Genomic DNA, 24,664 nt, shown 5'->3' on the forward strand with positions numbered 1-24,664 from the left:
AGCTCAAGACGAACGCTTTCGCTGGATCGCAGTCACGGTCGTATGCCCGAGGTTCCATCCTCACAGACGGACACGCCCGCCGGGGTGCAGGGGGACGGGGCCCCAGGCAACGGGGCGCCCCCGGACGAGAAAGGGGTCATGTCATTCCTGGACCACCTCGAAGAGCTGCGTTGGACCCTGATCAAGGCCGGAGCCGGCGTACTCGTTGCCATCGCAGCGTGTGCGTTCTTCAGCGAGTGGATCGTGGACCGTGTCCTGATCGGGCCCACACGGCCGGATTTCTTCATGTACGACGTGCTGGCTCTGGAGCCGGAGAGCCTGGAGCTGCTCAACCGGACGATCACCGGTCAGTTTTTCGCGGACGTCGGGACCATCATCGTCGTGGGGCTCATCACCGGGTCGCCGGTCGTGGTCTTTTATCTCTGGCGGTTTATCGAGCCGGCCCTCTACCCCAGCGAGAAGCAGGGCATGCGCTTCTCGGCGGTCTCTGCCACCTTCTTTTTTCTGCTCGGCGCGGGCTTCGGCTACCTCATCCTCACCCCACTGGCCCTCCAATTTTTTGCCCAGTACACCCTCTCGGAGCAGATTGTCAACCAGTTCGACATCATGACCTACTTCAGCATGGTGACGTTCTGGACGATGGGCACGGGGCTTCTTTTTGAGCTGCCGGTGATCGTGTATTTCCTGGCGAAGGTGGGCATCCTGACCCCGGAGGCGATGCGGACGTACCGGAAGTATGCGCTCATCGCGGTGCTCGGCGTGGCGGCATTCTTGACGCCGCCGGACCCGATCTCGCAGATCATCGTCGCCGTGCCGCTGCTGGGCCTGTACGAGCTGTCGATCTACGTGGCCAAATGGGTTGCGCGGGGCCGGGCCCAGGCGCTTGGCATGGCGGACGAGTAGCGCTGTCGCGTTCTCCCGTATCAGTCCTCATCGGAGGCCCACATGCGTCTATCCCGCGCAAAGGTGTCGCTATTGGGGATGGCCCTCGCCGTGTCGATGGGCACTGGTGTGCTCGTCGGGTTCTGGGGACCGGACGACGACCTGTTCGAGCTCCGCAAGGGCCTCCGCATCTTCGGGGCCGTCTACGAGGAGGTGGTGACCGGGTACGTGGAGCCGGTGGACCCGGGGCACCTTGTGCGCGTGGGGGTCGACGCCATGCTGAACGAGCTGGACCCCTACACCACGTACGTCGACGAGTCGGAGAACGCGCGGATCGACATCATCACGGAAGGGCAGTACGGGGGCGTGGGGCTCGACGTGGGGCGCCGAAACGGCGACCTGACGGTGGTGTCGCCCGTTGCGGGCGCCGATGCGTATCAACAGGGGGTGCGAACGGGGGACGTGATTACTGAGGTGGCGGGCCAGCCCGCGGCCTCGCTGTCGGTCGAAGACGTAGAGGCACTGCTCCGCGGGCAGCCCGGGACCACCGTCCCCGTGACGGTGAAGCGAACGGGACGCGCTGATCCCCTAACTTTTTCGCTGACCCGAGAGCGGGTGGAGCTCCCGGACGTGACGTACCAGGGGCGTGTGGGGGCGGAGCGGGAGCTTGGGTACGTGAGGCTGGAGCGCTTTACCCGCGACGCGCCGGGGGCTATGGAAGCGGCGCTCGATGAGCTTCGGGACACGGGGCCCCTCCAAGGGATTGTGCTCGACCTGCGGGACAACCCGGGTGGCCTGTTGCGGGCGGCCGTGCGGATCACGGCGCTCTTCGTGCCGCAGGGGACCGAGGTGGTTTCTACGCAGGGGCGCAGCGACGCCAAGACCAAATCGTACGCGACCGACCGCGTCCCCCTGTTGCCCGAGACGCCGGTGGTGGTCCTCGTGAACGGCCAGAGCGCCTCGGCGAGCGAGATCGTGGCGGGGGCCCTGCAAGATCACGATCGGGGCGTGGTGATGGGCACGACGACGTACGGGAAGGGGCTCGTGCAGAACGTCCGATCCCTGCCCCACAACACCGCCCTCAAAATCACGACGGCCCAGTACTACACCCCGAGCGGCCGTACGATTCAGCGCCTCGACGCAACACAGCCGGACTCCGCGGCGGCAGTCCCGTCCCGGGTGCACGAGACGGCGGGAGGCCGGACCGTGCGCGATGGACACGGCATTCGTCCGGACGTGCAGGCGGCGTCCCCGTCCTTGAGTGCGCTGGAGCAGGCCCTGACGCGGCGGGGCGCCTTCTTCCGCTACGCCAACCACTACGCCGCCACCCACGACACGCTCGCCACTGGTTTTTCGGTCGACGAGTCCGACCTGGAGGCCTTCCGGGCGTGGCTCGACCGCGAGAACGTGGAGTATCCCCTCCGGGTGGAGCGGACCCTCGACTCCCTCCGCGCACATGTGGAGGCTAACAACTACGAGAGTCTTCGGGACGAGGCGGCGGCGCTGGACGCGGCGCTGGACGACACGAAAGCAGCGGCGTTCGAGCGACACGCCCCGGCCCTGATGCGTCATCTCAAGCGCGAAATTTTGGCCCGGTACGTCAGTGCCCGTCGCCGCATCGAGGCCCTGCTTCCGGCAGATGAGCAGGTGACAGCGGCGACGGATCTCCTCCACAACGCGAACCGCTACGAGCGGCTCTTGGCCCCGGAGGACGAGCAGTGACGGACGGAATACGAAGCGACGACCTGGCAGAGAGGCGAGCGGCATCCACTCGCGATCATCGATGACCATCCTCCAGACCGTACTGCTGGGTATCGCGGGGCTCGGAGCCGGCCTGGTTGCTGGTCTCGTGGGCGTCGGAGGCGGAGTCATTTTCACGCCCGTCCTCTTCGTCGTGTACGGGATGCTGGGCGTCCCGGCGGGCGCCCGCACGCCCCTGACGGTGGGGACGGGGCTCTTCTGTACGGGACTGGTGGCGGGCACGAGCGCCGTCCATCACGCCCGGCGCGGCGCGGTGCGGTGGCGCATGGCGCTGGGGGTGGGCCTGGCGAGTGTGGGGGTCGTGGGCACCGTCTCGCGATTCGTCGTCGTACAGCCCTGGTACGACGCGGCGACCTTTCGGGTGCTGTTCGCGGTCGTGCTGCTCGTCGTCGCGACTCGGATGGTACGGGGCTCAGCAGGAGGATCGTCGTCCGTGGACGCCAGTGAGGAAGAGGCCCCACACGGGTGGTGGGGGCACTGGATCGGAACCGGCACCGCGGCGGGGACAGTGGCGGCCGCCGTTGGGGTGGGGGGCGGCGTGGTCCTCGTGCCGGCCTACCATCGCTGGTCGGGGCATTCGATGCACCGATCGGTGGGTACGTCCAGTGCGACCATTGTCCTCATCTCGGGACTCAGTGCGATTGCGTACGTTGTGCTCGGGCTGGGGGAGGCCGGGCGCCCTGAGCTTGCGCTTGGCTACGTAGATGTTGGGACGGGCGTTCTGCTGGCCGGACCGGCCGTGGTGGGGGCACAGGGCGGCGCTGCACTGGCGCACCGATTTGAGACGTGGGGGCTGCGGTGGAGCTTTGCCCTGACTGCGCTCGTCGTGGCGGGGCGGCTGGTATGGGGCGCTGTCGTTTGAGGGATGACTGGAGAGAGCAGCGGCGACGGCCCACCGATCTTCGCGTTCTAGAGATTTCTTTGCGCCCGGGACAGGGGGGATGACCGGTCCCTGAGTTTGTTGATGCCTTCCTCCCATGACTGCCCATGTCTCTCTATCAACGCTTTTTTGCGCACACGCTGGCCTGGGGCGACGACGCCCAGGACCGCCTCTACGGCGACCACAAGCGCCGGCTCTTTGTGGACCTGGAGGGCACTGTGGTTGAGATCGGGCCGGGTACGGGCGTTAACCTGCCCTACCTTCCCGACAATGTCCGGTGGATTGGGCTGGAGCCCAATCCGCACATGCACGGGTACATCCGAAAGCAGCTGGAGACATGCGACCTCGACGCAGACGTTCGTACCGACTCAGCACAAGACACGAGCCTGCCGGATGAGAGCGTGGACGCCGTCGTTAGCACGCTCGTCCTCTGCTCCGTCCCCGACGTGATGGACACGCTGGCTGAACTTCGGCGTGTCCTGCGGCCCGGTGGGCGTCTCTTGTTTATCGAGCACGTCGCGGCGGAGCGGCACACGCCCCTCTGCTGGTTTCAGCAGGGGATTCGGCCCGTATGGCAGGCCGTGGCCGACGGGTGCCGTCCGGATCGCGATACCGGCGCGCAGCTCCGGCGCGCGGGATTCTCGACGGTCGAGATTGAACGATTCGACGTCGGGGTCCCGCCGGTGTCTCCGCACATCGTCGGGACGGCGACGAAGTGAGTCCGGGGGATGCTTCAGCGTTTGCCCATAGACCTAGTGTTTTGTCGATGCCTACAGTCCATCTTCTTGCGCGTGCCGTCTTCCGGGAAGCCAACCACGTACTCGTCGTTCAGGCCGAGGGACAGCCGCACACGTTTCTTCCGGGCGGGCATCGGGAGCCGGGGGAGGGCCTGGAGGGATGTCTGCGTCGCGAGATCGACGAAGAACTGGGCGTGCGTGCTGAGGTGGGGCGCTACCTGGGGGCCGTGGAGCACCAGTGGATGCGGGAAGGGGAGCGCCAGTACGAGATCAACCACTGCTACGCGGCCGCGAGCTCGGCGCTGACGGTCGACACGTCCCCGAAGGCCCAGGAGGGATACCTGTCGTTTGCCTGGGCCCCCGTCAACCAACTCGACCGCATCTCCCTGCAGCCGCCGCCCCTACGCGTCCTGCTGGCGGGGCCGGACGAGGGGGGCGCGCCGTGGTGGGCGTCCACTGTTCGTTGATTGTTGCGGGCCGCCAGGCCACTCGGGCCTCGCAGAGCGAGGACGAGAGTGTCCTCGCTCGAGTCGTTGTCGTGCATTCCCCGTTTCTTTAGAGGCAGATCGGCTGCAATCCAGGATCCCGCCCCGGTGGCGCGTGTATAGACCGTGCTTTGAAAAAGGGCCTGTAGCTCAGCCTGGATAGAGCATCGGCCTTCGGAGCCGAGTGTCGGGGGTTCGAATCCTCCCGGGCCCGCCTTTTATGCTCGAACCCGCCTTCAGTGTCGCTGGAGGCGGGTTTTTGTGCTAGCGCCCACAACGCGTCGCCAGTGTCGATGGCCCGGAGCACTTCTTTCGTTCCAGAAACGGCCTTCGCACGGGTAGACCAGACCGGGTGCGTGGGCCAATCGAGCTCTTGTAGAGTCGAGACCCGTCCCACAAGGACGAGCCGACCTCCTGCCCAGGCCACGAGCAGCATATCAAATCGATGTGGCAGCAGCACCCCCGGCCACCCCTGGAATTGGGTCGTCTTGGTTGAGGGGTTACGCTGACGAGTTTGCCGTACAGGACCTCGGTGGGGGCGCCCCCGACGCATCTCGTCTCTAATCCGACGTCGGGAAATCGCGGGCCGCAAGCACCGGCCCGCTCGCCTCCCGAAGTACCTCCTCGGTGACACTCCCTAGCATTGCGCGCCGGACGCCCCGGAGACCGCGGGTGGCCATGACGATCAGATCGGTTTCGTGTGGGGCGCTTCGAAGAATGCTCGGCGCCGGCTCGCCCCGGTGCACGACATAGGACACCTCCAGGTCCCCCTCTGCGAGATTGCTGCCCCAGTCTTCGAGGGCCGCTTCCGCCTTCTCCTTCGTCTTGTGACTCGTGACCGTCGGGGACTCTGGGCCGTAGACCGATGGGGTATCGGGCGTCTCGACGACGTGCACCAGCTTGAGGGGGGCCTCATAGATCGTCGCGAGACGACCGGCCTGCTGCAGGGCGCCCTGCGATGGGTCTGAGAAATCGACCGGTGCCACGATCCGTTCGACGGAGGTGGCCGCCTCTTCGTCGTCGGGGGATTGCACGGTAAAGACCGGGGTGGGAGCGGTCCGCAGTGTCTCCTCCGCCACGCTGCCGTAGAAGGCCCGCTCGACGCCTCGACGCCCATGGGTGCCCATCGCGATCATGCCGACGTCCTTGCTCTCGGCGTACCGCACGAGGGCAGGGGCGACGGCGTCCGCCCGCTCGGCGTTGAACGTGAGACGGTCGTTGCCTGCGTCGAGGCTATGGGATGCGAGGACATCCTGGCAGCGCTTCCTAAATTCTTCTTCGAGCTTATAGGTCGGTACGGGCGACCGCGACTCCCGCTGAAAGGGGCCCTGTGGCACCTCCTGGACATGCATTAGGTGCAGTTGGACATCGGTTCGCCGGAGGAGACCGGCGCCGTAGGCGAGGGCCCGCTTCGAAGAGGGGGAGAAGTCGAAGGCGAGCAGAAGGTCGTGGAGTTCAAACATGAGACGGGGGAGAGGTTAGCGTATCGGCTTCCAGAGCATCGAAGTGAACTATCGAGAGGATGTCGTCTCCGCTGCCTCTCGCAGATGGGAAGGAATCGTTTCGGGAATGGTCCAGCGGTATACCGTGTCGGTATCCACCGTGTCGGTGGCGTCCGGCTTCCACTCACCCATGTCGAAGCCGTGAGAGACAATCGGCGTTCCGGGCTGTAGTTGCTCGAACAGCAGAGGACGAAGATCGAGGTTGACGTCGGGCAGGAGGTAAAGAGTGACCGCCGTGGCCTCGTGCATATCGGCCCCGAACAGGTCCTTCTGCCGAAACTCCACGAGGTCTTGAACGCCCGCCTCCCGGGCGTTTGCTCGGGCCTCCGCGACTCGCTCCGGATCAATCTCGATCCCCACTCCGCGGCTGCCGTACTTCTTGGCCGCCCGGATCACAATGCGGCCGTCCCCACTGCCCAGATCGTATACCACGTCGTTTGTGTCCACCTCTGCCATGGCCAGCATCTGGTCCACCACGGGCATCGGGGTGGGGGCGTAGGGGACGTCCGCGTCGAGGCGATCGCTCAGCGTGACGTCCAGAGGCTCGACCGTTGGGGAATCGACCTCGACCCGGGCTTTTGGGGCGGGAGGATCGGTCTCAGTGTCCTTGCAGCCGAGCAGCAGTCCCGTCGCACTCCCCAAAGCCACCCCGGCGAACAGGAGGACCGAACGCATTCGTCTCTTCAGCGGAGGCGCCAGAGCGGGCATCGCGGTCCGGGGAGCGCGCTGGTGGCCAGAAAAACGAAAGGGGCGTTCCAGAAATACTCTGCACGCGAACGGGAGGCGAGAGGGGGAGGTCCATCCGCCGCATGGACTCCGGGTGTGCGTTGGTGCCCGAGCGCATAGACGAGCAGGTCGCCATCACACCGCTCACGACAATGATGACTCACGGGAAGGAGCTGCCGGGTGCTCCTCCCCCGGCAACACTGCCCGCCGTGTTGCGGAGACGGTTTCCGAAGCCACCCAGCGGGCCATCCTGACCCGAGTTTGGAATCTGGAGCCGGAGCAACTGGGACAGCTGCCCGCTCTTGACCTGGAGGCTGAAGCTGTATGACTGGCGCGACCCGAAGGGCACCCAGCTGAAGGACATCACCCAACACCGGCAGCGCCCGATGTCGCGGTTGAGGTTGATGCTCGTGGTGGCCAGTTCGTTCCGGACAAAGTCGTAGCCCGTCCGCCCCTCCAAGGACCACCGCGGGGTGACGTCAAGGCTGAACTGGGTGTTGAGCGTTGCCGTCTGGCCCTCAACCTGCTTCCGCGGCTTGCGGAAGCTGTAGTTGAAGTCGAAGCTCAGCGTCCAGGGAATATCCGTGCCGAGGTAGCCCTGTTGAGGACGGGGCCCGGAGGTACTACCTTCCTGCCGAGAGCGGGAGCCGCCCGCCGAGCGGCCCTGCTCGGGGCGTCGTGGCCCGGGGCGGCCTGTGGTTCCTCTTCTGCCCGACTGCAGGCCCGGACGAGTGCCAACCCCGCTGCCGCCGCCGTCTCCATCGAACGAGCTGCTAAGGTTGAGGCTGAAGCGGGTAAGACGGACCGGTGTGAGCGGGCTTTCTGCGAACATGTAGCGGTCGACGCGCCGGAGACGGCGGCCGTCGTCGCTCCCGGTAGGACGGAGTGCGTACGGGGAAAAAGTCATGGACGACCGGACGCTAAAGTCGCGGATCGAGGTGCGGGCCCGGAGGCCAATGTCACTGAGCTTGAAGGCGTCGGCCGTGAAGTTGTAGGAGGTATCCAGGTCGAAGTCCAGCAGCTTAATCTTCTCCTCGTCCGTCTCCCCGGTCGAGTCGACGCGTACCTGTTTCGTCTCGAGCTCGTTGTCGAGCCGAAAGCTCAAGGTGCGCTGCTCGTTGCTCCCGCGCACCCGGTTTCCGTTGAGAATGTCGTACCGGACGGGATCCCCGTCGTCGTTGAGCACAGGGTCTCCGTTCGCGTAGCGGAGCTGGCGTGTCCGCCCCCAAAAGGGCGCGTTGAAGTTGGGACTGTAGCTGAACGAGAGGGAGGGAGACACCCGGTGGCGAAGGCCCTGAAAAGGGCCAATCCCGATCGGGAAAAGGCCGTACAGCTCCGTGTTGACCGAGACGCCCGTTGAGAAGTCCCGCCGGGCGTAAAAGCCCTGAACCCGCCGTTCCTCCGTGGTACGGGTGGTGTCCTCTTCGGTCGTGTCGCGATCGACGACCTGGCGGAGGGTGCTGATGCGCCAGTCCGAGTTGTAGCGAAAATTGGGGCTGAGGCCGAGGTTATAGCGGTTGACCCGGAAGGAGGCACTCACCGGAATCTGGTGCGTCGCGCTAAAGTCGAACTGCTCATCATCGCCGGTGGCGGTCCGATACTTTTCCCGGTCTACGAGCGCCTCATACCAGGCGATGTCGGAAACCCGATCCGCCTCCAGGGAGTCCCCCTGCTCGCGGAGCTGATCGACGTCTCGCGGGGAGAAGGAGTAGCTGTTGTCGACCGACAGGTCGTAGGAGGTCGTGATCTTTTCGAACCACCGGTCGTCGCCCACCGCCTGTTCTACCTCAAAGGGCTTGAACGAGCGCTGCGAGAAGTTCAGGCTGGGGAGGGTCATGGACACCTCCCCGCTCTGAAGCTGCTGCCGCTGGTTGGCACTGAGGCTTAGGTTTTTTCCGCTTCCGGGCCAGCTTTTGCTGTAGCGCAGGTTCGACGAAATTTCCTGACTGACGGCGTCGTTGTAGTTGTTGCTGTTGCGGCGCGCGAAGTTCGTGGAGGTGGCCAGGTTAATGTCGCCGCGGATGGACGCGGTGGGGGAGAGGTCCTGGCTGTGTCGCCACTTGAGCTGCCCCCGGTGCCGGTTGGTGAAGTCGGGGTCCTCCTCCTCCCCAATTTGGGTGCGACGGTAGGTGAGGTCTACGCTCCCGTCGTAGTTGTACCGCTTGCTATACCGGAATATGGGGTTGATCTCGAAGCTCCCCTTCGACCAGACGCTGGCCTGAAGCTGCAGGTCCGTGTAGGCGTTCATCGCGAAGTACCAGCCCCAGTTGCGGAGAAAGAGCCCTTTTTCCCGGTCCTGGCCGTAGTTCGGCGCCAGGGGGCCGCTCCGGCGGCCCGACACGTTGGGCAAAAACCCGAACGGAAGCCACAAGGGGGTGGGGATGTCAAACAGGTACAGGTGAATGGGGCCGGTGTAAACCCATTCCCCGTCCACCTTCATCTGATTCGAGCGCAGTGAGTAGGACGGGGTCTCGCCGGGGGGGCAGTCACAGGTCGTGTACCTGCCCTCCTGCACGAATAGGGTGCTGTCCTCGAAGACCTTTACGGCATCGCCCTGCACGTAGCCGTCCTGCTGCTGCGTGCGGGCCGTCACGACCCGGCCTCGTTTGGTGCGGAGGCTGTAGGAGAGGGTCTCTCCGGTGAACGACTGGCCGCCGCCCCGGCCGCCCCCCTGTTGGCCCCCGGACCGCTCAAACGTCGGGCGCGTCTGTGCGGTGTCGGAGGGGGAGCCGAATGCTTCGAGGACGCTCGTCTCGAGATTCATCTCGATGGTGCCCGCCTTCAGGGTCGCGCCCTGGTACGACATCTGCGCCTGTCCGTGGAGGGTTCCATGGTCCGTCGAGTCTCGGGGCGTGACGATGACCAGCGAGTCCGACGCGGCGAACTCCACGCCGGCAGCGTCCTCGGAGCCGGCAGTTGGACGGGCCGCCCCCGACGCGGACGGTCGTTGAGACTGGCGGGCCGAGTCGGGGACGGAGCGGCGGTTCTGGGCGGTGCTCGGACGGGCCAGGAGGACGAGCAGGAGCAGGGCCCCGAGCCCAACGGTCAATCGGTCCGGTCGGAAGGAGCGAAGCACAGTCACCAGGCGGTGGGGTAGACACGAATCGTCCCGCCCCGGAGAGCCGACACGCGAGTCGCGTGCAGCGGCGGATGTGCGGGCCGACGACTATCGAGTTCCAACCTGGGCGTCCTTACCCTCAAAGGCGAGGCGGGCCGCCCCGAGAAGGCTGGCCTCGTTCCCGAGGTCTTCTCGGTGAATCTGGAGGTCGTCCCGAAGGCCCGGCGTGACAAAGCGGGGGAGGACATCGCGGGCAGGATCAAGGATGTAATCTCCGGCCGCAGAAACGCCCCCGCCCACCACAATGGTTCGAATGTCTAGAAGATTTACGGCGGAGCCGAGCACGCACCCGAGCTTGTGGCCGGCCCATGCCAGCATGTCCTGTGCAAACTCGTCGCCCTGCGTCGCCGCTTCGTGCAGAATGCGGGGCGACATTTGCTCCAGGTCGCCCCCCACGAGGTCCCGGACGCTGCTCTCGGGGTAGTTGATGATCCGGTCGCGGGCGTGACGGGTCAAGAACTTCTGGCCGAGGTATCCTTCGATGGCCCCACCCACGCCCGTGTTTGCGAACGGCCCTTCGTAGTCGACCGTCATGTGTCCGATCTCGCCCGCCCCGCCGGTGCTTCCCCGAAAGATTTTGTTCTGGTATATAATGCCCCCACCCACGCCGGTGCCGAGGGTGATCATGATGAACGAGTCGACGTGCCGGCCGGCCCCGTGGAAGGCAGACCCGAGGGCCGCCACGTTTGCGTCGTTCTCCACGATGACGGGGAGGGAGCTGTCCAATCGCGACTGGAGGGCCGAGCGTAGATTTACGGACTCCCAGCCTTCGATATTGGGGGGGTGAGACACCGTCGTGCGGTCCCAGTTCACGGCACCGGGCGCACCAATGCCAATGCCCGCCACGGCGTCCGACGGGGCCGCGTCGATCAGGTCCGCGACGAGGGCCGTAATCTGGGACTTGACGTGCTCGGGTCCCTTCTGGGCCTTCGTAGGGCGTTGGGTTTGTTCAAGCAGGCCCTCCTCGTGGTCGGCGAGGGCGGCCTTCAGGTTCGTCCCCCCAATGTCAACCCCAACGGCGTACGAGCTCATGCTAGTCCGTGGAGCGGATGATGGGCAACTGGGTGAGTCTTGAAGGATCAGAAGGCCCCTCGGTCGTCCGGCGCGGGGGCGTCACGTTTCACTCGCCGGGCTCGACGCGGTAGATGGTTTCGCCGGGTCGCTTCATGCCGTATTCCTCACGGGCGATCCGTTCCACGACACTATCCGACAAGGGGCGGTCGAGCTGAGAACGGAGGCGCTCGATCTTGGCACGGAGGTCGGTGTTCTCCTGGGTGGTAGCCTCCAGCTCCTGGTGCCAGCGGTATCGCTGCCAGAGGCTGTGGCTGTCGAAGAACGCGACCCAGATGAGCATGCCACCCACCAGGAGGCCGATTCCCCACCGCACGCGACGACCGGAGAACGTGGAGTCGGGCATGGGGGCCGAGGCCGCTTAGTTCGTGAGGGGGAAGGCGTCGAGGCCAGGATACTGGGCCGTCGCTCCCAACTGCTCTTCAATTCGGAGCAACTGGTTGTACTTGGCCACCCGGTCGCTCCGGCTGGCCGAGCCGGTCTTGATCTGGCCCGTCTCGGTGGCCACGGCCAGGTCGGCAATCGTCGTGTCCTCGGTCTCGCCGGACCGGTGGCTGATGATCGCCGTGAACCCGTGCTTGTGGGCCGTCTCGATGGCGTTGAGCGTCTCGGTCAGCGTCCCAATCTGATTGGGCTTGATCAGGATGGAGTTGCCACATTCCTCCTCGATGCCCCGCGAGAGGCGCTCCGTGTTTGTGACGAACAGGTCGTCGCCCACGAGCTGGACCTCGTCCCCAATCGCGTCGGTCAGCATGGCCCAGCCGTCCCAGTCGTCCTCGTCCATGGCGTCCTCGATCGAGAGAATGGGGTACTGATCGACCCACTCGGCCCAGTACTCGACCATGTCCTCCGACGACCGCTCGGTGTCCGGGTCGCTCTTCCAGAAGACGTACGCCTCGTCCTCGACCATTTCGGCGGCGGCGGGGTCGAGGGCCACGAAGACGTCCGAGCCCGCGGTGTACCCCGCCTTCTCGATGGCGTCGAGAATGAGCTCCACGGCCTCCTCGTTCGAGCCGAGGTCGGGCGCAAAGCCGCCCTCGTCCCCCACGGCGGTGCTGTAGTCGCGGTCCTGGAGCACCGACTCGAGAGTGTGAAAGACTTCTGCGCCGGTGCGGAGGGCCTCGGAGAAAGACGTCGCCCCCGCTGGGGCAATCATGAACTCCTGCATGTCTACATTATTGTCGGCGTGCTCGCCCCCGTTGAGGATGTTCATGAGCGGTACCGGAAGGGTGCGCGCAGTGGCCCGTCCCAGGTGGCGGTACAGTGGCACGCCCAGGGTGGCGGCACCGGCTTTCGCGGCGGCGAGGGAGGCCCCGAGGATGGCATTTGCCCCCAGGTTCGACTTGTCTTCTGTGCCGTCGAGGGCTTGGAGCGCATCGTCGATCGCCACCTGCTCAAGGGCGCTCATGCCGTGCAGCGCGTCGGCAACCGCGTCATTGACGTGGCCCACGGCCTGGAGCACACCCTGACCGTGGTACCGGTCGGCGTCCCCGTCGCGCAGCTCAACGGCCTCGTACGCGCCGGTCGACGCCCCGCTCGGAACGGCCGCACGGCCAAGCACGCCCTCCTCGGTCGTGACGTCGACCTCGACCGTGGGGGTGCCGCGGCTGTCGAGAATCTGGCGGGCAGTGACACGTTGAATCGAAGCCATACGGGACGGAAACGCGAAATGCTGAGACAGGCGGTGACAAGGCCCGCGCCCCGCAACGAGACGGGTACGACGCGCACTCGTTAACTACGTGGTCGGCGTCCAGAACCACAAGACCGAATCAACAAGGGCGTTCAAAATCACTGGCTGTGCTCGCAGACGACCAGTATCCGGACGTGGGCCCAGTCCTCGCCCGCGACAAAGAAAAGGGCCGACGGCCTCAATGGCGCGCCGGCCCGTTTGCTTCTCCAAAGGTATCCGAATCAACCCGACGAAGGGGCCGACCGGACGGAGGTCGACTCGCCGATCCACGAGTAGCATCCGTAGTCGATTGTGAACGACGCTCCGCTCTCCCAGTCCTCGCGGTAGAAGATGTCTTCCTTGGTCGGGAAGACCCCCCGGTACGTCTGAATCTTACTGTCCGCGACGGAGGAGATAGAAGAGTCGACCTCCTTGGCCTGCCGGTACTTGTCCACGGCGGCCCAGTACACGGCCTTGTCGTTCCGGGCCATCTCGTTTCCACTGCACTGGTTCACAGCACTCGCGTACAGGTCCCCGATGGCAATGTAGGCTCGTCCAAAGCCGTCCTTCGTGTCGATGGCCTTCTGGTAGGCTTGGCGGGCCTGGGGGAACTGCTCCATCTTCTGGTAGGCTGTGCCTCGGTTGAAGTGATCCTCGGCCTTCAGCTCAGCCCCTTGCGTCTCCGCCCGCTTGTACGCCTGAAGCGCGGCCTCCGGCCGCCCGTCCTCGAGGCGCATCTGCGCGATCTGCCGGACCGTCTCGGCCGACGGCTCCATCTTGATCAGCCGCTTCGAAAGCTTTGAGGCCTTCTGGACGTTGCCCTGCTGGTTGTACGCGTCGAAGAGCTCCGTGAGCAACTGGGTGCTATCCGGGCTCTGCTCAACCTGCTCCTCCAAATATGCGATCTTGGCCTGCGGGTTTTTGCCGAATACATCCTCACGGATCGAGCTAATCATCCCGGCCACCTCCTCGTCGTCGCCCCGCTTCGACTCAACGGTGTTGGCGAAGTCGAGGGCCTTCTGAAGGTCGTTGTTGTCGAGGTGCGACCGCAGTACCTGCTGGATGTAGTAGGGGTCCAGCTCCTTCGGGGCAAGCTCAAAGGCCCGTCGGTAGTGTGTCGTCGGCGTGTCGAGCCCCTCAACCCCGTCCGGAAGAGACCCCTGATGCTTTTCAAGGAACCGCCCTTTGCGCCGCTCCCACTTGTACGGCGTATACTCGAGGCCGTACTGCTCGATGTTTTCCGAGGCGGAGGCCAGGTACGTCGCCGCGGTGTCTAGGTATGCCTTCCGGACGTCCTCCTCCGTAGCCTGCTCGGCGAGCCCTTCGTAGAGACGAATCACTCGGCGGTAGTTGTCGTCATCGCCGTCGGGGACGCCAGGGGCGTTGTCGAGGATCCAGAGCAAATCGCTCCGCGCGCTCTCGAAGTTGTCGTTCTTGTAATTCTCGTAGTAGAGGCTGTAGTGCATCAGCTTCTCCCGCTTGCTCGGCTCGCTGTCCTGGGCCGAGGCCGGCGGAACCGCTACAAAGAGGGCAAGCCCTGCGCAGAGAGCGCCGATGACGAAGGACTGTAATCGGAGAACGGGGGCAGATTGAAGCATGTTGGGGGCAATTCTGTCCGATATTTTGAACAGGCTAGGGCTTTAGACTAGACGTTCAGCGTTGAGTTTCAGTCAAGATGATCCCGTGGCGGGGCCTGTTCGGTGAGGGGATGTCCCGCGGATCCTGGCGTATCCTACCGGAGCTTGCGCCGCTGGAACCAACGTTCTCCGAAGTTCACGTGGAGGGAGACCCCGAAGAACCGGTCGCGGACGAGGGAGTTGGTGGTCGTCCCTCGCGTTCCGGCAATCGTATTCAAGTCAATTCGCGTGCCAGAGAGGGAGGTGGGGAGACTGATGCCCGCGGTGATGCCAAGTTCATGGAGCGTCGTTTCTTGATCCGGGCGCACGTACATCTGCTCGGCGTATCCCCCAAAGCGGTAGGCCACCTGGGCAAAGTACCCAGACAACTGATCGTCGCCGGCAGGCACCACTTCGGCCCCCGTAGAGAGGCGCCATCGGTCCGCGAGGGTGCCCGTGCCGCCGGCCGGAAAGCGGGCCGGGGATCCCTCGGAGGCTCCGGTAGGGAAATCACTCGAAAAGGTGCTCCAGGGATCGAAGGCCCCGTCAAGGACGAACGTCCAGCGGGCGTTGGGCTGGTAAGAGAGTCCCAGGCGGCCTTTCCAGGGCAGCGTGACGTCTCCCCGCTCGGTGGACAGGGTGTCTCGGGCGAGATCCTCGTCGAGGGTACGGTACCGCTCGCCCGAGAGGTTGGCCGGAAGGGTTACGGAGGCCCCGACGGAGAAGGCGTCGTCCTCGGCGAACACGTCGGCCAGGGCGAGGTGGCCGCCAAGCGTACTGGTTAGGCCGGAGAGCTGCACGCCGTCGGAGACGATGGTGTTGCGGAGGGCTTGGGTGTTCGTCCACGTCGTGCGCCGCCGACGTTCGAGGGTGCCGAACAGGAGGTCGGCGGTGGCCCCAACGCTCAGCATGTCATTGACCCGGTACCCCAGCCCGCCCCGCAGTCGGTGAAGACCACCGGACCCGGAGAAAGAAGTCTCGTATCTTGCCTCCGCGTCCTGACGAGGACCAATTGGTTCTTGCCCCGTTCGGGTGGCGTTGTAGTTGGAGCGGGAATACGGCTGGAAGGAGACGCCGACGCCCAAGGAGCGCTGGTAGAGCGGGAAGTTGAACTGAAGGGCCTGTACGTTGCCGGAGCTGAGCCGCCCGGAGTTGCCCTGGCCGTCCTCCGCGTTGGTAGAGCGGTAGGCGGCGCTTCCGGACAGGCGGGTGAACACCTGGTCGCTCCAGAGGGCCGGGTTGGCGTCGGGATTGTAATTGAGGGAGCGAAGCGCGTAGCCGCCACCCCCCATCGCGTCGCTCTGAGACGAGGAAAACTCGACTAGAGTGCCCATCCCGAACCGGGAATAGATCGTGCCCTCGCCGTTGGACTGAGCGTGCGCGGCAGAGGTAGAACCCAGGAGGATGAAGGCGGCGCAGGCGCCCCAGGCGAGGAAGTGCGGGAGTCGTGGTATTCGCATGAGACCGTCGCGCAGTATACAGAGAAGAGGCCGAGCGGCAATCATCGTCTAGAGCGGCGTTACGGTCAGAGTGGCGCGGGGCGGGCCCGGCTCGGTCCCGTCGACGGGGACGAGGGCGGGCAGCGTAGTGGGCAGGCCGGGCTGAACGGTAGCGGCCCTGTTTACGGACGTATTTTCCCGATCGGCGACGGAGACGCGGAACGTGGTAAAGACGGGAGGCTGGCCATTGCGGACGCGCCGGAGCGACTGCTGAAAGGTGGGAGACGACACGTTGTCCGGAACGAGGGCCGCCGCGGGGGCTGCGGAGGGAACCAGTGGGAGGGCGCAGGTCCTGTTCGCATCGGAAACCACCACGGAACGCACCGCGGAGCAGGAGGGAGCCCCCGAGGCGCGGGCGGCGACGATGCGGTAGCCCTGTGGCTGAGACCGCTCGAAGCCAGAAGAAGTCCCCAACGCGCTCGTGTCGTTCGGAACGAAAATCTCAGCCCGGTTCAGAGGAGCGCTCTCGAGAGAGTCGAGCGGATTTGTATCAAAGTCCCATTCCATCTCCAACCTCGTCCCGATGCCGTCCTGCACCAGTCGGTACCCGGGCGGTGGATCACCGGCACCAGTCTGTTCAATATGGGTAAAGGTCTTCAGGCCTGGGTAGTCGGCCGTGGTGGTGTCGCTGGAGGACACCGTTCGAAGACGCAGGGCGGCGGTCGACGAGGAGAAGCCCACGACGGCCTCGCTGTTCGGCATGACGATCCTAAAGCCGTGGAAGGCGTCCTCAAAGTCTGCCCCGTCATTTCCTGTGCTGCGCAGCGTCCCGATGTTCCCGCTGACCCAAGACTCTTGGAGCCGAATGGTCACCAGCGAGTCGGACGGATTGATTGTGGCCGTGTCCACAGACACCGGAGAGGGGTCGGCGTCGAAGATCGCCGTCGCTCGGGCGGAGTCCATCTCGGCCTCCGACGTCAGGTCGTACACTTCCACATCCATCGACTCAGTAGAGTAGCCGTGGAAGTAGTCCGTCGTCAGGCGCAGTTCGGCGGTTAGCGAGCTTGGATCGGCCGACGCAATTTCGGAGGGAAAGCTGCTCCGCCCCGCAAAGTCAACATATCCCTGTGTCTCCAGGACGCCCGTGCCTTCTGTCGGGTCGTTGACGCTCCCGACCAGGAACCGCCACGCATCTTGGGATGGGGGACGCTCCCGGGCGTTGTCGCCCGTGACGGGGGCGGTCCGGGTCGTGTCCAGGGTAGGCGTCACGTCGAGGGTGACTGGATCTCCTCCCCGTAAGGGATCAGAGCCGACCCCCAACCCGACATCCGATGAGTCGCTGCAGGCGGTAAGCGAGACGAGCAAAGCGCCCCCGACGAGGAGCGCGGGGAGCCAGGAACGCTTCATAAACATCGGCATTGCGAGCGGCGAGCGCCGGTTCGGTACGAAAGTCGGGGAGAGAGCCCCCTGGATGCACGACGTATTGACGTAGAACGTCCAGGGAGGTACAACACCATGGGGGAAGATCCGAGAGTGCGACGCCAAGAGCATGGATCCATCCCTGAATCGGGTCCCTGAATGCCGCCTAGAAGCAGGGTGTTTCTAGGCAGGCGAATGCTACGCAGGGACTTCACCGAGCATTTGATCGTAGAGCGCCACCGTTTGCTCGGTGCGCGGTTCAGTGTCGGCCTGAAATATCGAGACGTCCTCAGCCTGCGTGCCGTTCGCCAACGTTCCGTTCGGCGGAAGGATTGTGGCGTCCGCGTGGACGCGGCCGACCTCTGAGAGCGTCGCCCCGGCGTTGCCGTCGATTGGAAGGTCCATCGCGTCGGCAAACGAAGCCTGGAGGGTCGTTTCCGGCGCCTGCCCTCCGGGCGTGAAGACAGACTTCGTGCCGCCCAGCAGATCGTCGTCCGCGTAGGTGGTGGAGAGTAGCGTCGGAAGGAGTCCGCTGATCCACCCGAAGCCATGGACGAGGTCCGGGCCCCAGCGCAGTTCCCGCAGCGTCTCTAGCACGGAGCGATTAAAGAATAATGCCCGGTCTGCGTTGTCGTCGAAGGTGTTGCCATCGCCATCGGTCGCGCGTCCCGATCGGCCGAAGTAGCCCTCGTGGTCCATGAAGTAGACCTGCAACTGCGCGTCCGGTACCGAAGCCACCTTCACGGAAACCGACTCGGTGTCCGCCCCCATCGGTACGTCTGTGTCGGAGAGACGAATGACCTCGTGGAGGCTGTGCTTTCGCTCGCTGATGTCCCCGTAGCAGGGCATCATGATTCGTACTTCGAAGTCCCCAGCTTTTTGCACCTGCTCGGGAAGCGACCGGGTAAGATTGGCGAGTGGTGAACGCTCAGTAAACGGAGCGAGCGCTTCGGCGACGTACAGGAGACGGTATGAGGAGGCCATGTGCATCGAGAAGTTTAGGAAGACAACGGTGGGTTCGAACGAAGTGCAGCTTGCCCGGGACGAATGCCGAGACGAGCGGCTCTCGTTCAATCGGTGGAGCGAGGTGCAGCCGGGACACCCTCAGGGGAGCGCAAGAACGAAGGGATGCATCGAAAGAAAAACCCCGGGTTGGAAGAGGAGACTGGCCCGAAAACTGCGACGGCCATGAATGCTCTGTATCTTAGTGCCGATTCACAGAGTCTGCGTCAGTGGATTCAGTAAGTCAATAGTGTATTTTTCGTAAAAGTAAACATATCGCTGTTTGCCTCGGAAATCAACTTCAAAAACTAGCGCCCCGAAGAAGTCGCGTCAAAAACGTGAAAAACTGAAATTGGTCAGGCACCGATTGGGGCCCCGAGGCTCAAAACGACCGTCTGCGTTCACCTCACACCAAAAACTTGTTCGTCTGGCGTGGGGGGGCTGCCTGAAGAACGGCATGGGAGCCGCGAGGGGGGCTCTCTTGATGTTTTCCACATCGAAAAGAACCTTTGACCGGTCGAAGCCCAAGTTCTCAGAGAAGCTCCGTCCGGCCCTTCGACGTCATGCCAACACCCCTGTGCTCCCCTGGCCCTGTATTCCAGAGGAAAAGGTGCGCCGAGGGGCCGGACGGAGCCTCCCGCGGTTTACACTGGGCCATACAGTCACCAGCGCAAAGTGTGTACCAGCCACCACTACATCGACCAGCTGATCGGGAACGATGTTTAGTTGAGAAATTCGAGGGAATAGAACCTGCACGAAGCACAGACACCTAATAAAATGAGCACTGAGGCGGGGCCGAACGACCTGAAATCGGGTGGTCCCTTGTGACCGCTCGGCGCAATTCGCCGTGGGAGATTGGATAAGCCGAGTGTGCGGGCCGTGGAGCGGCCGGTTGGAGAAGAGCCGGCGGGGCGTCGTACCGACGGATCCACAGGGAAGAGGTCCTCTTCTTTCGGTGTATAAAAGAATGGTCCGCCAGCTGGCCGATGAGATGTGCCGCGGATTGGCTGGCAATTTCTTTGGGGTTGGTCGAAGAGGGCCGTATCTTTCTTAACTGATAGCTACCCCCACGACGAGTCTTTTTTGCCGCCGTATGCCGACCCTTGCGGCCGAGCACGTCGGGCACCACTTTGGGCGCTTGTTGCTCTTCCGAAAGCTCTCAGTCACCCTGCACCCGGGGGAGACGCTGGCGGTGACCGGGGCCAATGGAGCAGGCAAGTCGACTCTTCTCCGCATCCTGGCCGGGCTGCTCACGCCCCGCACCGGCCGCGTGACGCTTACCATAAACGGAAACCCTGTGCCAGACGAGGAGCGTTCGCTTCGGGCCGGGCTCGTAGCCCCGGCCGTCGGCGTCTACGAAGAGCTCACGGCGCGAGAGACCCTTCGTTTTCTGTCGCGTGCGAGGGGGATACCGGATCCCGTGGCCCGGATCGACGAGGTGCTCGCTCAGGTCGGGCTTGCCAGTCGGGCCGACGACCGGGTGGGAACGTACTCTTCGGGCATGCGGCAGCGCGTGAAATACGCGGCCGCCCTGCTTACCACCCCCCCGCTCCTACTCCTCGACGAGCCCGCTGCGAATCTCGACGCGGCGGGGCGGGAGATGGTTGCGTCGATCACGGAGGCGTGGCGGGCACAGGGACGGCTCCTCGTCGTCGCGACGAACCGACCCGATGAGGCGGAGCGGCACGACCGACAGCTCCGCATTGAGAACCACCGGTAGCGAAGGAGGCGTCCGTTGGGGCGCCCCTCCACGCGTTCTGTTTCTCCAAGTGTGTATTCCCTCCGGACATGGCCCACGACACGACCGAAATCTACGTACGGGATCTCTCCGAAGAGTCGGCCGCCGACTGGTTGGCGAGCGTCTTTGAGGACTTGGACCAGGTGCAGGAGGCGCCAATCGTCACCTATGAGGGTCAGTACGACGGGGAGGCTGTTCCGGTCCAGATTACCGAGCGGGTGAAAAACGGGCCGTACACCAGCATCTGGTTCAACGCGCCCCGTCTGCCGTGGGACGGCATCCAAGAATGCGCCCGGGCCGCCCACGAGGTGCTCGGGGGCGAGGTGCTCTGCTACCTGAATCAGGCCAAAGAGCCGTGGCGCATGCTGCGGATGGAGGAGGGGGAGATGGAGCGGGTGGACGAGCGCACCCTGGACGACTTTTAACGCTGCTCGGAGCCTTCGTACGCCTCAAGAGGGCGCACCGTGACGGCCTCAGGAGGGGCATCGAGGGTGAGCGTCGGCCCGCCGCCGTTGAAGGCGCGGCCCTCATCTTCCGTTGAAGGGGAGCCGAAGGCCTCATCGATAGTGAGGTCGGTGCTGTCGAGGTCCGTCCGGAGCACGAACCCGGTCTTCGCGGGCAAAGAGAAGCGCAGCGTGCCCGAGTGGGTCTCCGCCGTACTCGACGCGGAAAAGTCCTCGAAGGCGACGGATGCGTTCCCGGAATGGGTATCCAGCGCGACTCCCCCGCGAATGCCGGTCGCAGTGATACGTCCCTCGTGCGTTCCCAAGTTGAGCATGCCGTCGGTCGAGTCGACCACCACGACGCCCTCGTGGGTATTGATCTCCACGTTGGCCTCCACGTCAGAGACGTCGATGGTGGAGGCATAGTCGTCAATCTCTAACGTGGCCGTTTTCGGCATCGTGACGTGGTAGCGGGCGGCCAAATTGCCTCCCCCGCTCGGAGAGATGCGGAGGAGCCCCGGAATGCGAATCGACCAAGAGGTGCCGTCCTGGTCGATCGAGACGCCTTGATCGGTCCGACGGACGATGGCGTTCGACACCACCATCGAGTCTTCGCTACTTGCCGGGGCAATCCTGTAGGCGACTTGGTCGCGTTCCCACGTCGTGACGGTGATGCTTCCTTTGTAGGTGTCGTCGATCTCAACAGCCCCGTCGGGGGCGAGGCGGATTGTGTCTTGTACGGGGTCCAGAGATGAAGACTGTCCGGCAGCACCTGTGACGCCGACGAGGCCGAGCATGAGCCCGAAGACGGCGCTCCATAGAACGACGGGGGGAGACATGACGAGGCGAAGTTGACGGATTGGCTCTTGTCTTACCCTACCCAACAGACGACACCCACGCAACCGGTTTTGAGCACCCTGTCTCCCGGGCCGAAACTACCGGGCACGGAGGGCGAAGTCTCCATCGTCGGCCTCGAGGTACAGTTCGGGCCCGCCCCCGTTGACGTCGCCCCGGTAGTTGGGCTCGTCCTCCTCTCCGATCCGGATCGCGGAGAGGTCAAAATCAGAGCTCAGATCCACGTCGTCGTCGAAGTCGGTGTTGAGGTCGAATCCTGAGGTGGGAGGAATAGTGAGGGTCGCGTTGCCATCGTGGGTGTCGATCTGCACATCGTCGGTCATTGCTGCGAACGACGCGGAGACCGTGCCGTCGTGTGCATCGAACCGAAGGCTGCCATCCAGTTCCTCGACGGCGAGGTCCCCCTCGTGGGTGTCCACCGACAGGCGGCCGGTGATGTTGCGGAGATCCATGCGCCCCTCGTGGGTATCGAGCGTGACGTCGCCGTTCTGGTTCGTGATAGCAATCGAGCTCTCGTGACTGTCGATTGCAACCGCACCGCTCTGGTCGGCGATGGTGATCGAGCCCTCGTGCGTGTCGATTCGGAGCTCCCCTGAGAGGCCGGTCACCTCGATGGTCGACTCGTGATCGTCGAGGCTGAGGGCCGCAGACCGCGGCATTTTGATCGTGTAGTGGACGGCCGGCATGTCGATGCCGCCCCACCGAAACCCGTCCTCGTCGAAGCCGAAGACCGTCGATTCGTCGTCCCCGTCCTCATGGTCTGTAGCGATCCGGAACCGATCGCCGCCTGTGCGGGTCCGGATCGTCACCTTCTCGGCGTCGGGGTCCTCGTCGGTCGGCATAATCTCGGCCTCGTACCGCACGCGGTCGCGCTCCCAGGTGGTGACGGTGATGGTGCCCTCATGGTTACCGACGGTGACCTCCCCGTCGGCGGCGAGGGGCACCGCGTCACCCACGGTGCGGGCCGGGTCTTGCGCGACGACGGAGGGGGCCGCAACCAGGATGAGGATGGTGGCGGCGAGCAGGAGGCGAAGAGCGGGTGCGGATCGGAGCATGAGAGGCAGAAGCGTTGCGAAACAGGTCTCGGAAGGACCCGCAAAAGACCGCGGGGGCATCCTACCAGACAGGGGCATCCGCCAATCCGTTGCACCCGTCTCCGATTGATCCGCAGTGGGCCAGGGAGCAGCCGTGTTTGTGGTGCCAGTTCTTCTCGCGGGAGGCGGCGAGAGCGCGATCCGACTTCGGGTCTGGACGGAGGCCGTGCCTCCCCTCGCAGACGTATGCTTCCCGCGAGGGCGACGACTTATACACCACACGGATACTGTGGGGCACCCGTAGACGAGAGCTACATGTTGCGTAGCACAGAGAGGGCACCGCCGTGTGAAACCCCGGCCCTCGTCCCAGTGCCTGCCCGTCACACGCTGGCCTCCCAAGAACGCCGGGTGCAAAGTACCCTGTTCTCAGGACGACCGCGCGGCGGACCCGAGAGTTATACGTGCTCCTCAGCGTGATAGGACGAACGCGTCAGCGGACTGCTTTCGACGTGCTCGATGCCCTTGTCTTCCCCGACCTCCTTATACCACTCGAATACCTCGGGCTCGACCCACTCCTCGACGGGGAGGTGATGGTCGGTCGGCTGCATGTACTGGCCGATTGTCATCACGTCGAGGCCAATCTCGACGAAGTCATCCATGATCTCCAGCACCTCTTCTTTCGACTCGCCGAGGCCCACCATGATGCCACTCTTCGTGCGCAGGTTTTCCTCCTTGGCCCACCGGAGGACCTTCAGAGAGCGCTCGTAATTGGCCTGAGGACGGACACGGCGGTAAAGGCTGGGCACCGTCTCCACATTGTGGTTGAAGATGTCCGGCTCCGCCTCAAAGACCGTCTCACAGGGATCCCGCATGCCGCGAAAGTCGGGCGTGAGGACCTCGCAGGTAGCGCCTTGGTTGTGGATGCGCTCGATGACCTCCGCAAAGATGGGCGCGCCCCCGTCCTCCCGCTCATCCCGGTTTACGCTGGTAATGACGGCGTGCTCGAGGTCCATCTTGCCGACGGCGTCGGCCACGCGGCGCGGCTCGTCCCAGTCGAGGCCGTCCTGCGGCTGTCCCGTCTTAACGGCGCAGAAGCCGCAGGAGCGGGTGCACACGTCGCCCAGGATCATGAAGGTCGCCGTGCCGCGGCTCCAGCACTCCCCCATGTTGGGGCAGTTGGCGCTCTCGCAGACCGTGTGCAGGTCGTGGTCGTCCACGGTCTCGCGGACCTCTTTGTACGATTCGCCCTGCGGGAGGGATACGCGGAGCCATTCCGGGCGCTCGCCCCGTTTGTTTTTGTTCGTGTTCTCGACGACGGGCAGTTCGACGAACCCGGGATCGCCGTCGCCCGACGGGCCAATGGGGTCGGGTTCTACGGCTCCCAAGTCCGTTTCGCCGGGCATCGTAGGCTGGCTCTCGGAGGTCTCCGGATCGCGGGTCTCGGTGGTGGACATACGCAGGAGAGAAAGATCAGTTAGCCGGCCATGCGGCCAGGCAAGTGGCCTGTTGGCACCGGCATGAGAACATGGGAGAAGGAATACGTGGGGCCATGCTGCCCGTTCCTCCCTCGGGGGCGACCAGGCGGGCGGCGATTGCCCCTGGCAGACGGATAACAGAGACGTAGACTTTGGTGAGAAAAAGAGAGATAGGCAAAAAATGAACGAAGGAAAGGGCGACCGGCTGGGCCGGACGAGAGCGGTGGTCAGTCGCAGGCGCTGTCGAGATCCGAGCGCAGCAGGCCAAAGTAGCGCACATCCACCAGGGTGCCGTCTTTCTCGCGGTGCTTGCGCAGGCGGCCCTCCTGCGTGAACCCGGCCTTCTGCAGAACCCGGGCCGACGCTTCGTTCCAGTCGAAGACCTCTGCCGTGATCCGCACCACGTCCAGCTTCGCAAAGGCGTAGTCGACGTACCGCGCAACTGCCTTGGTCATCAGGCCCCGTCCCCAGTAGGGCTTCGCGAGCCAGTAGCCGATCCGGGCGCGGTGAGAGGCCCCGACGTTGAGGTCATCGGCGCCCACCACGCCGACGAGTTGTCCGTCGGCCCGGCGAAGAGCGAAGGTTGTCTCTTTGGGCTGTTCGGCCCGGTGCTGGATCCGGCCCTCAATCCAGGCGTCGGCGTCGTCTTTGGTGTAGGGCCACGGGATGTAGAGGGTGTTCTTCCAGATCTCTTTCTCCTGCAGGTGCCTGACCACCGCCGCCCTGTCCCGCCGCTCCACGCTGGAGAGGACGAAGTCGTCATCGAGGGCCAGTTCGTTCATGAGCGCGGGTCTTTGCGAGAAACGATGTGC

20 protein-coding genes, 1 tRNA gene and 1 pseudogene are annotated in these 24,664 nt (G+C 64.5%); 8 read left to right on the top strand and 14 right to left on the bottom strand.

What is annotated here, in order from left to right; genetic code table 11:
• Window positions 1–42 precede the first annotated feature (42 nt).
• The 6 genes from tatC (at window position 43) to OJB03_RS13430 (ending at window position 4,959) form a co-directional block, all read left to right on the top strand.
• A complete protein-coding gene (gene tatC / locus OJB03_RS13405) occupies window positions 43–903 on the top strand; it encodes a twin-arginine translocase subunit TatC (RefSeq protein ID WP_263788301.1) in 861 nt (286 codons plus the stop codon).
• A 42-nt stretch (window positions 904–945) separates the two neighbouring features.
• Window positions 946–2,604: a S41 family peptidase gene (locus OJB03_RS13410; protein WP_263788303.1), complete on the top strand. Its 1,659-nt coding sequence runs from the start codon at window positions 946–948 to the stop codon at window positions 2,602–2,604.
• A 61-nt stretch (window positions 2,605–2,665) separates the two neighbouring features.
• On the top strand, window positions 2,666–3,505 hold the full coding sequence (locus OJB03_RS13415) for a sulfite exporter TauE/SafE family protein (protein WP_263788306.1): 840 nt from the start codon (window positions 2,666–2,668) through the stop codon (window positions 3,503–3,505).
• 125 nt (window positions 3,506–3,630) lie between these two features.
• On the top strand, window positions 3,631–4,242 hold the full coding sequence (locus tag OJB03_RS13420; RefSeq protein WP_263788307.1) for a class I SAM-dependent methyltransferase: 612 nt from the start codon (window positions 3,631–3,633) through the stop codon (window positions 4,240–4,242).
• A 47-nt stretch (window positions 4,243–4,289) separates the two neighbouring features.
• Entirely contained in the window at window positions 4,290–4,727 is a 438-nt protein-coding gene (locus tag OJB03_RS13425) for an NUDIX domain-containing protein (RefSeq protein WP_263788310.1), read from the top strand.
• Between the two features lie 157 nt (window positions 4,728–4,884).
• Window positions 4,885–4,959: transfer RNA gene (locus tag OJB03_RS13430), tRNA-Arg, on the top strand.
• Window positions 4,960–5,305: 346 nt separating this feature from the next.
• Here the strand turns inward: OJB03_RS13430 and OJB03_RS13435 are convergent.
• From OJB03_RS13435 to OJB03_RS13480, 10 genes are all read right to left on the bottom strand, one after another.
• On the bottom strand, window positions 5,306–6,208 hold the full coding sequence (locus OJB03_RS13435; protein ID WP_263788312.1) for a universal stress protein: 903 nt from the start codon (window positions 6,206–6,208) through the stop codon (window positions 5,306–5,308).
• A 48-nt stretch (window positions 6,209–6,256) separates the two neighbouring features.
• Window positions 6,257–6,922 carry an SAM-dependent methyltransferase gene (locus tag OJB03_RS13440; protein WP_263788315.1) on the bottom strand — a complete coding sequence of 222 codons (666 nt, stop codon included), beginning with the start codon at window positions 6,920–6,922 and terminating at the stop codon, window positions 6,257–6,259.
• Window positions 6,923–7,133: 211 nt separating this feature from the next.
• Window positions 7,134–10,049 (bottom strand): putative LPS assembly protein LptD, encoded by a 2,916-nt coding sequence (locus OJB03_RS13445; protein ID WP_263788318.1) that lies wholly within the window; start codon window positions 10,047–10,049, stop codon window positions 7,134–7,136.
• Window positions 10,050–10,139: 90 nt separating this feature from the next.
• Complete coding sequence (locus tag OJB03_RS13450; RefSeq protein WP_263788320.1) at window positions 10,140–11,123, bottom strand: ROK family protein; 984 nt, start codon at window positions 11,121–11,123, stop codon at window positions 10,140–10,142.
• Window positions 11,124–11,211: 88 nt separating this feature from the next.
• Entirely contained in the window at window positions 11,212–11,508 is a 297-nt protein-coding gene (locus OJB03_RS13455; protein ID WP_263788322.1) for an FtsB family cell division protein, read from the bottom strand.
• A 15-nt stretch (window positions 11,509–11,523) separates the two neighbouring features.
• Window positions 11,524–12,813, bottom strand: a complete 1,290-nt coding sequence (eno, locus tag OJB03_RS13460; RefSeq protein ID WP_263788324.1) for a phosphopyruvate hydratase — start codon at window positions 12,811–12,813, stop codon at window positions 11,524–11,526.
• A gap of 260 nt (window positions 12,814–13,073) precedes the next feature.
• Window positions 13,074–14,429 carry a tetratricopeptide repeat protein gene (locus OJB03_RS13465; RefSeq protein ID WP_263788326.1) on the bottom strand — a complete coding sequence of 452 codons (1,356 nt, stop codon included), beginning with the start codon at window positions 14,427–14,429 and terminating at the stop codon, window positions 13,074–13,076.
• 134 nt (window positions 14,430–14,563) lie between these two features.
• A complete protein-coding gene (locus OJB03_RS13470; RefSeq protein WP_263788329.1) occupies window positions 14,564–15,907 on the bottom strand; it encodes an outer membrane protein transport protein in 1,344 nt (447 codons plus the stop codon).
• 48 nt (window positions 15,908–15,955) lie between these two features.
• On the bottom strand, window positions 15,956–17,293 hold the full coding sequence (locus tag OJB03_RS13475; RefSeq protein ID WP_263788331.1) for a hypothetical protein: 1,338 nt from the start codon (window positions 17,291–17,293) through the stop codon (window positions 15,956–15,958).
• 210 nt (window positions 17,294–17,503) lie between these two features.
• Window positions 17,504–18,289: a glycogen/starch synthase gene (locus OJB03_RS13480; RefSeq protein ID WP_263788335.1), complete on the bottom strand. Its 786-nt coding sequence runs from the start codon at window positions 18,287–18,289 to the stop codon at window positions 17,504–17,506.
• A gap of 1,177 nt (window positions 18,290–19,466) precedes the next feature.
• On the opposite strand from OJB03_RS13480, the pseudogene OJB03_RS13485 reads away from it, so the two are divergent.
• Window positions 19,467–20,027: pseudogene (locus tag OJB03_RS13485) on the top strand (ABC transporter ATP-binding protein); the annotation flags it as partial.
• A gap of 68 nt (window positions 20,028–20,095) precedes the next feature.
• The gene (locus OJB03_RS13490; protein ID WP_263788339.1) at window positions 20,096–20,470 is read left to right on the top strand and encodes a hypothetical protein; all 375 of its coding nucleotides are present in this window, start codon (window positions 20,096–20,098) and stop codon (window positions 20,468–20,470) included.
• Here the strand turns inward: OJB03_RS13490 and OJB03_RS13495 are convergent.
• The 4 genes from OJB03_RS13495 to OJB03_RS13510 form a co-directional block, all read right to left on the bottom strand.
• Entirely contained in the window at window positions 20,467–21,327 is an 861-nt protein-coding gene (locus tag OJB03_RS13495; RefSeq protein WP_263788342.1) for a DUF4097 domain-containing protein, read from the bottom strand. The genes OJB03_RS13490 and OJB03_RS13495 overlap by 4 nt on opposite strands.
• 96 nt (window positions 21,328–21,423) lie before the next feature.
• Window positions 21,424–22,398, bottom strand: coding sequence for a DUF4097 domain-containing protein (locus OJB03_RS13500; protein WP_263788344.1), 975 nt, complete (start codon window positions 22,396–22,398; stop codon window positions 21,424–21,426).
• A gap of 434 nt (window positions 22,399–22,832) precedes the next feature.
• Window positions 22,833–23,831, bottom strand: a complete 999-nt coding sequence (gene lipA, locus OJB03_RS13505; RefSeq protein WP_263788346.1) for a lipoyl synthase — start codon at window positions 23,829–23,831, stop codon at window positions 22,833–22,835.
• Window positions 23,832–24,079: 248 nt separating this feature from the next.
• On the bottom strand, window positions 24,080–24,634 hold the full coding sequence (locus OJB03_RS13510) for a GNAT family N-acetyltransferase (RefSeq protein ID WP_263788348.1): 555 nt from the start codon (window positions 24,632–24,634) through the stop codon (window positions 24,080–24,082).
• Window positions 24,635–24,664 lie beyond the last annotated feature (30 nt).

Origin of the sequence: Salinibacter grassmerensis (assembly GCF_947077765.1) — a bacterium.
Classification (GTDB): Bacteria; Bacteroidota; Rhodothermia; order Rhodothermales; family Salinibacteraceae; genus Salinibacter; species Salinibacter grassmerensis.

Excerpts from the sequence above, each read along its gene's own strand:
- OJB03_RS13470 (WP_263788329.1), bottom strand. The coding sequence starts at position 15,907 with ATGCGAATACCACGACTCCCGCACTTCCTCGCCTGGGGCGCCTGCGCC.
- OJB03_RS13465 (WP_263788326.1), bottom strand. The coding sequence starts at position 14,429 with ATGCTTCAATCTGCCCCCGTTCTCCGATTACAGTCCTTCGTCATCGGC.
- OJB03_RS13420 (WP_263788307.1), top strand. The coding sequence starts at position 3,631 with ATGTCTCTCTATCAACGCTTTTTTGCGCACACGCTGGCCTGGGGCGAC.
- OJB03_RS13425 (WP_263788310.1), top strand. The coding sequence starts at position 4,290 with ATGCCTACAGTCCATCTTCTTGCGCGTGCCGTCTTCCGGGAAGCCAAC.
- OJB03_RS13435 (WP_263788312.1), bottom strand. The coding sequence starts at position 6,208 with ATGTTTGAACTCCACGACCTTCTGCTCGCCTTCGACTTCTCCCCCTCT.
- OJB03_RS13415 (WP_263788306.1), top strand. The coding sequence starts at position 2,666 with ATGACCATCCTCCAGACCGTACTGCTGGGTATCGCGGGGCTCGGAGCC.
- OJB03_RS13410 (WP_263788303.1), top strand. The coding sequence starts at position 946 with ATGCGTCTATCCCGCGCAAAGGTGTCGCTATTGGGGATGGCCCTCGCC.
- OJB03_RS13475 (WP_263788331.1), bottom strand. The coding sequence starts at position 17,293 with ATGAAGCGTTCCTGGCTCCCCGCGCTCCTCGTCGGGGGCGCTTTGCTC.
- OJB03_RS13490 (WP_263788339.1), top strand. The coding sequence starts at position 20,096 with ATGGCCCACGACACGACCGAAATCTACGTACGGGATCTCTCCGAAGAG.
- OJB03_RS13495 (WP_263788342.1), bottom strand. The coding sequence starts at position 21,327 with ATGTCTCCCCCCGTCGTTCTATGGAGCGCCGTCTTCGGGCTCATGCTC.
- tatC (WP_263788301.1), top strand. The coding sequence starts at position 43 with ATGCCCGAGGTTCCATCCTCACAGACGGACACGCCCGCCGGGGTGCAG.
- OJB03_RS13500 (WP_263788344.1), bottom strand. The coding sequence starts at position 22,398 with ATGCTCCGATCCGCACCCGCTCTTCGCCTCCTGCTCGCCGCCACCATC.
- OJB03_RS13510 (WP_263788348.1), bottom strand. The coding sequence starts at position 24,634 with ATGAACGAACTGGCCCTCGATGACGACTTCGTCCTCTCCAGCGTGGAG.
- OJB03_RS13455 (WP_263788322.1), bottom strand. The coding sequence starts at position 11,508 with ATGCCCGACTCCACGTTCTCCGGTCGTCGCGTGCGGTGGGGAATCGGC.
- eno (WP_263788324.1), bottom strand. The coding sequence starts at position 12,813 with ATGGCTTCGATTCAACGTGTCACTGCCCGCCAGATTCTCGACAGCCGC.
- OJB03_RS13480 (WP_263788335.1), bottom strand. The coding sequence starts at position 18,289 with ATGGCCTCCTCATACCGTCTCCTGTACGTCGCCGAAGCGCTCGCTCCG.
- OJB03_RS13440 (WP_263788315.1), bottom strand. The coding sequence starts at position 6,922 with ATGCGTTCGGTCCTCCTGTTCGCCGGGGTGGCTTTGGGGAGTGCGACG.
- lipA (WP_263788346.1), bottom strand. The coding sequence starts at position 23,831 with ATGTCCACCACCGAGACCCGCGATCCGGAGACCTCCGAGAGCCAGCCT.
- OJB03_RS13450 (WP_263788320.1), bottom strand. The coding sequence starts at position 11,123 with ATGAGCTCGTACGCCGTTGGGGTTGACATTGGGGGGACGAACCTGAAG.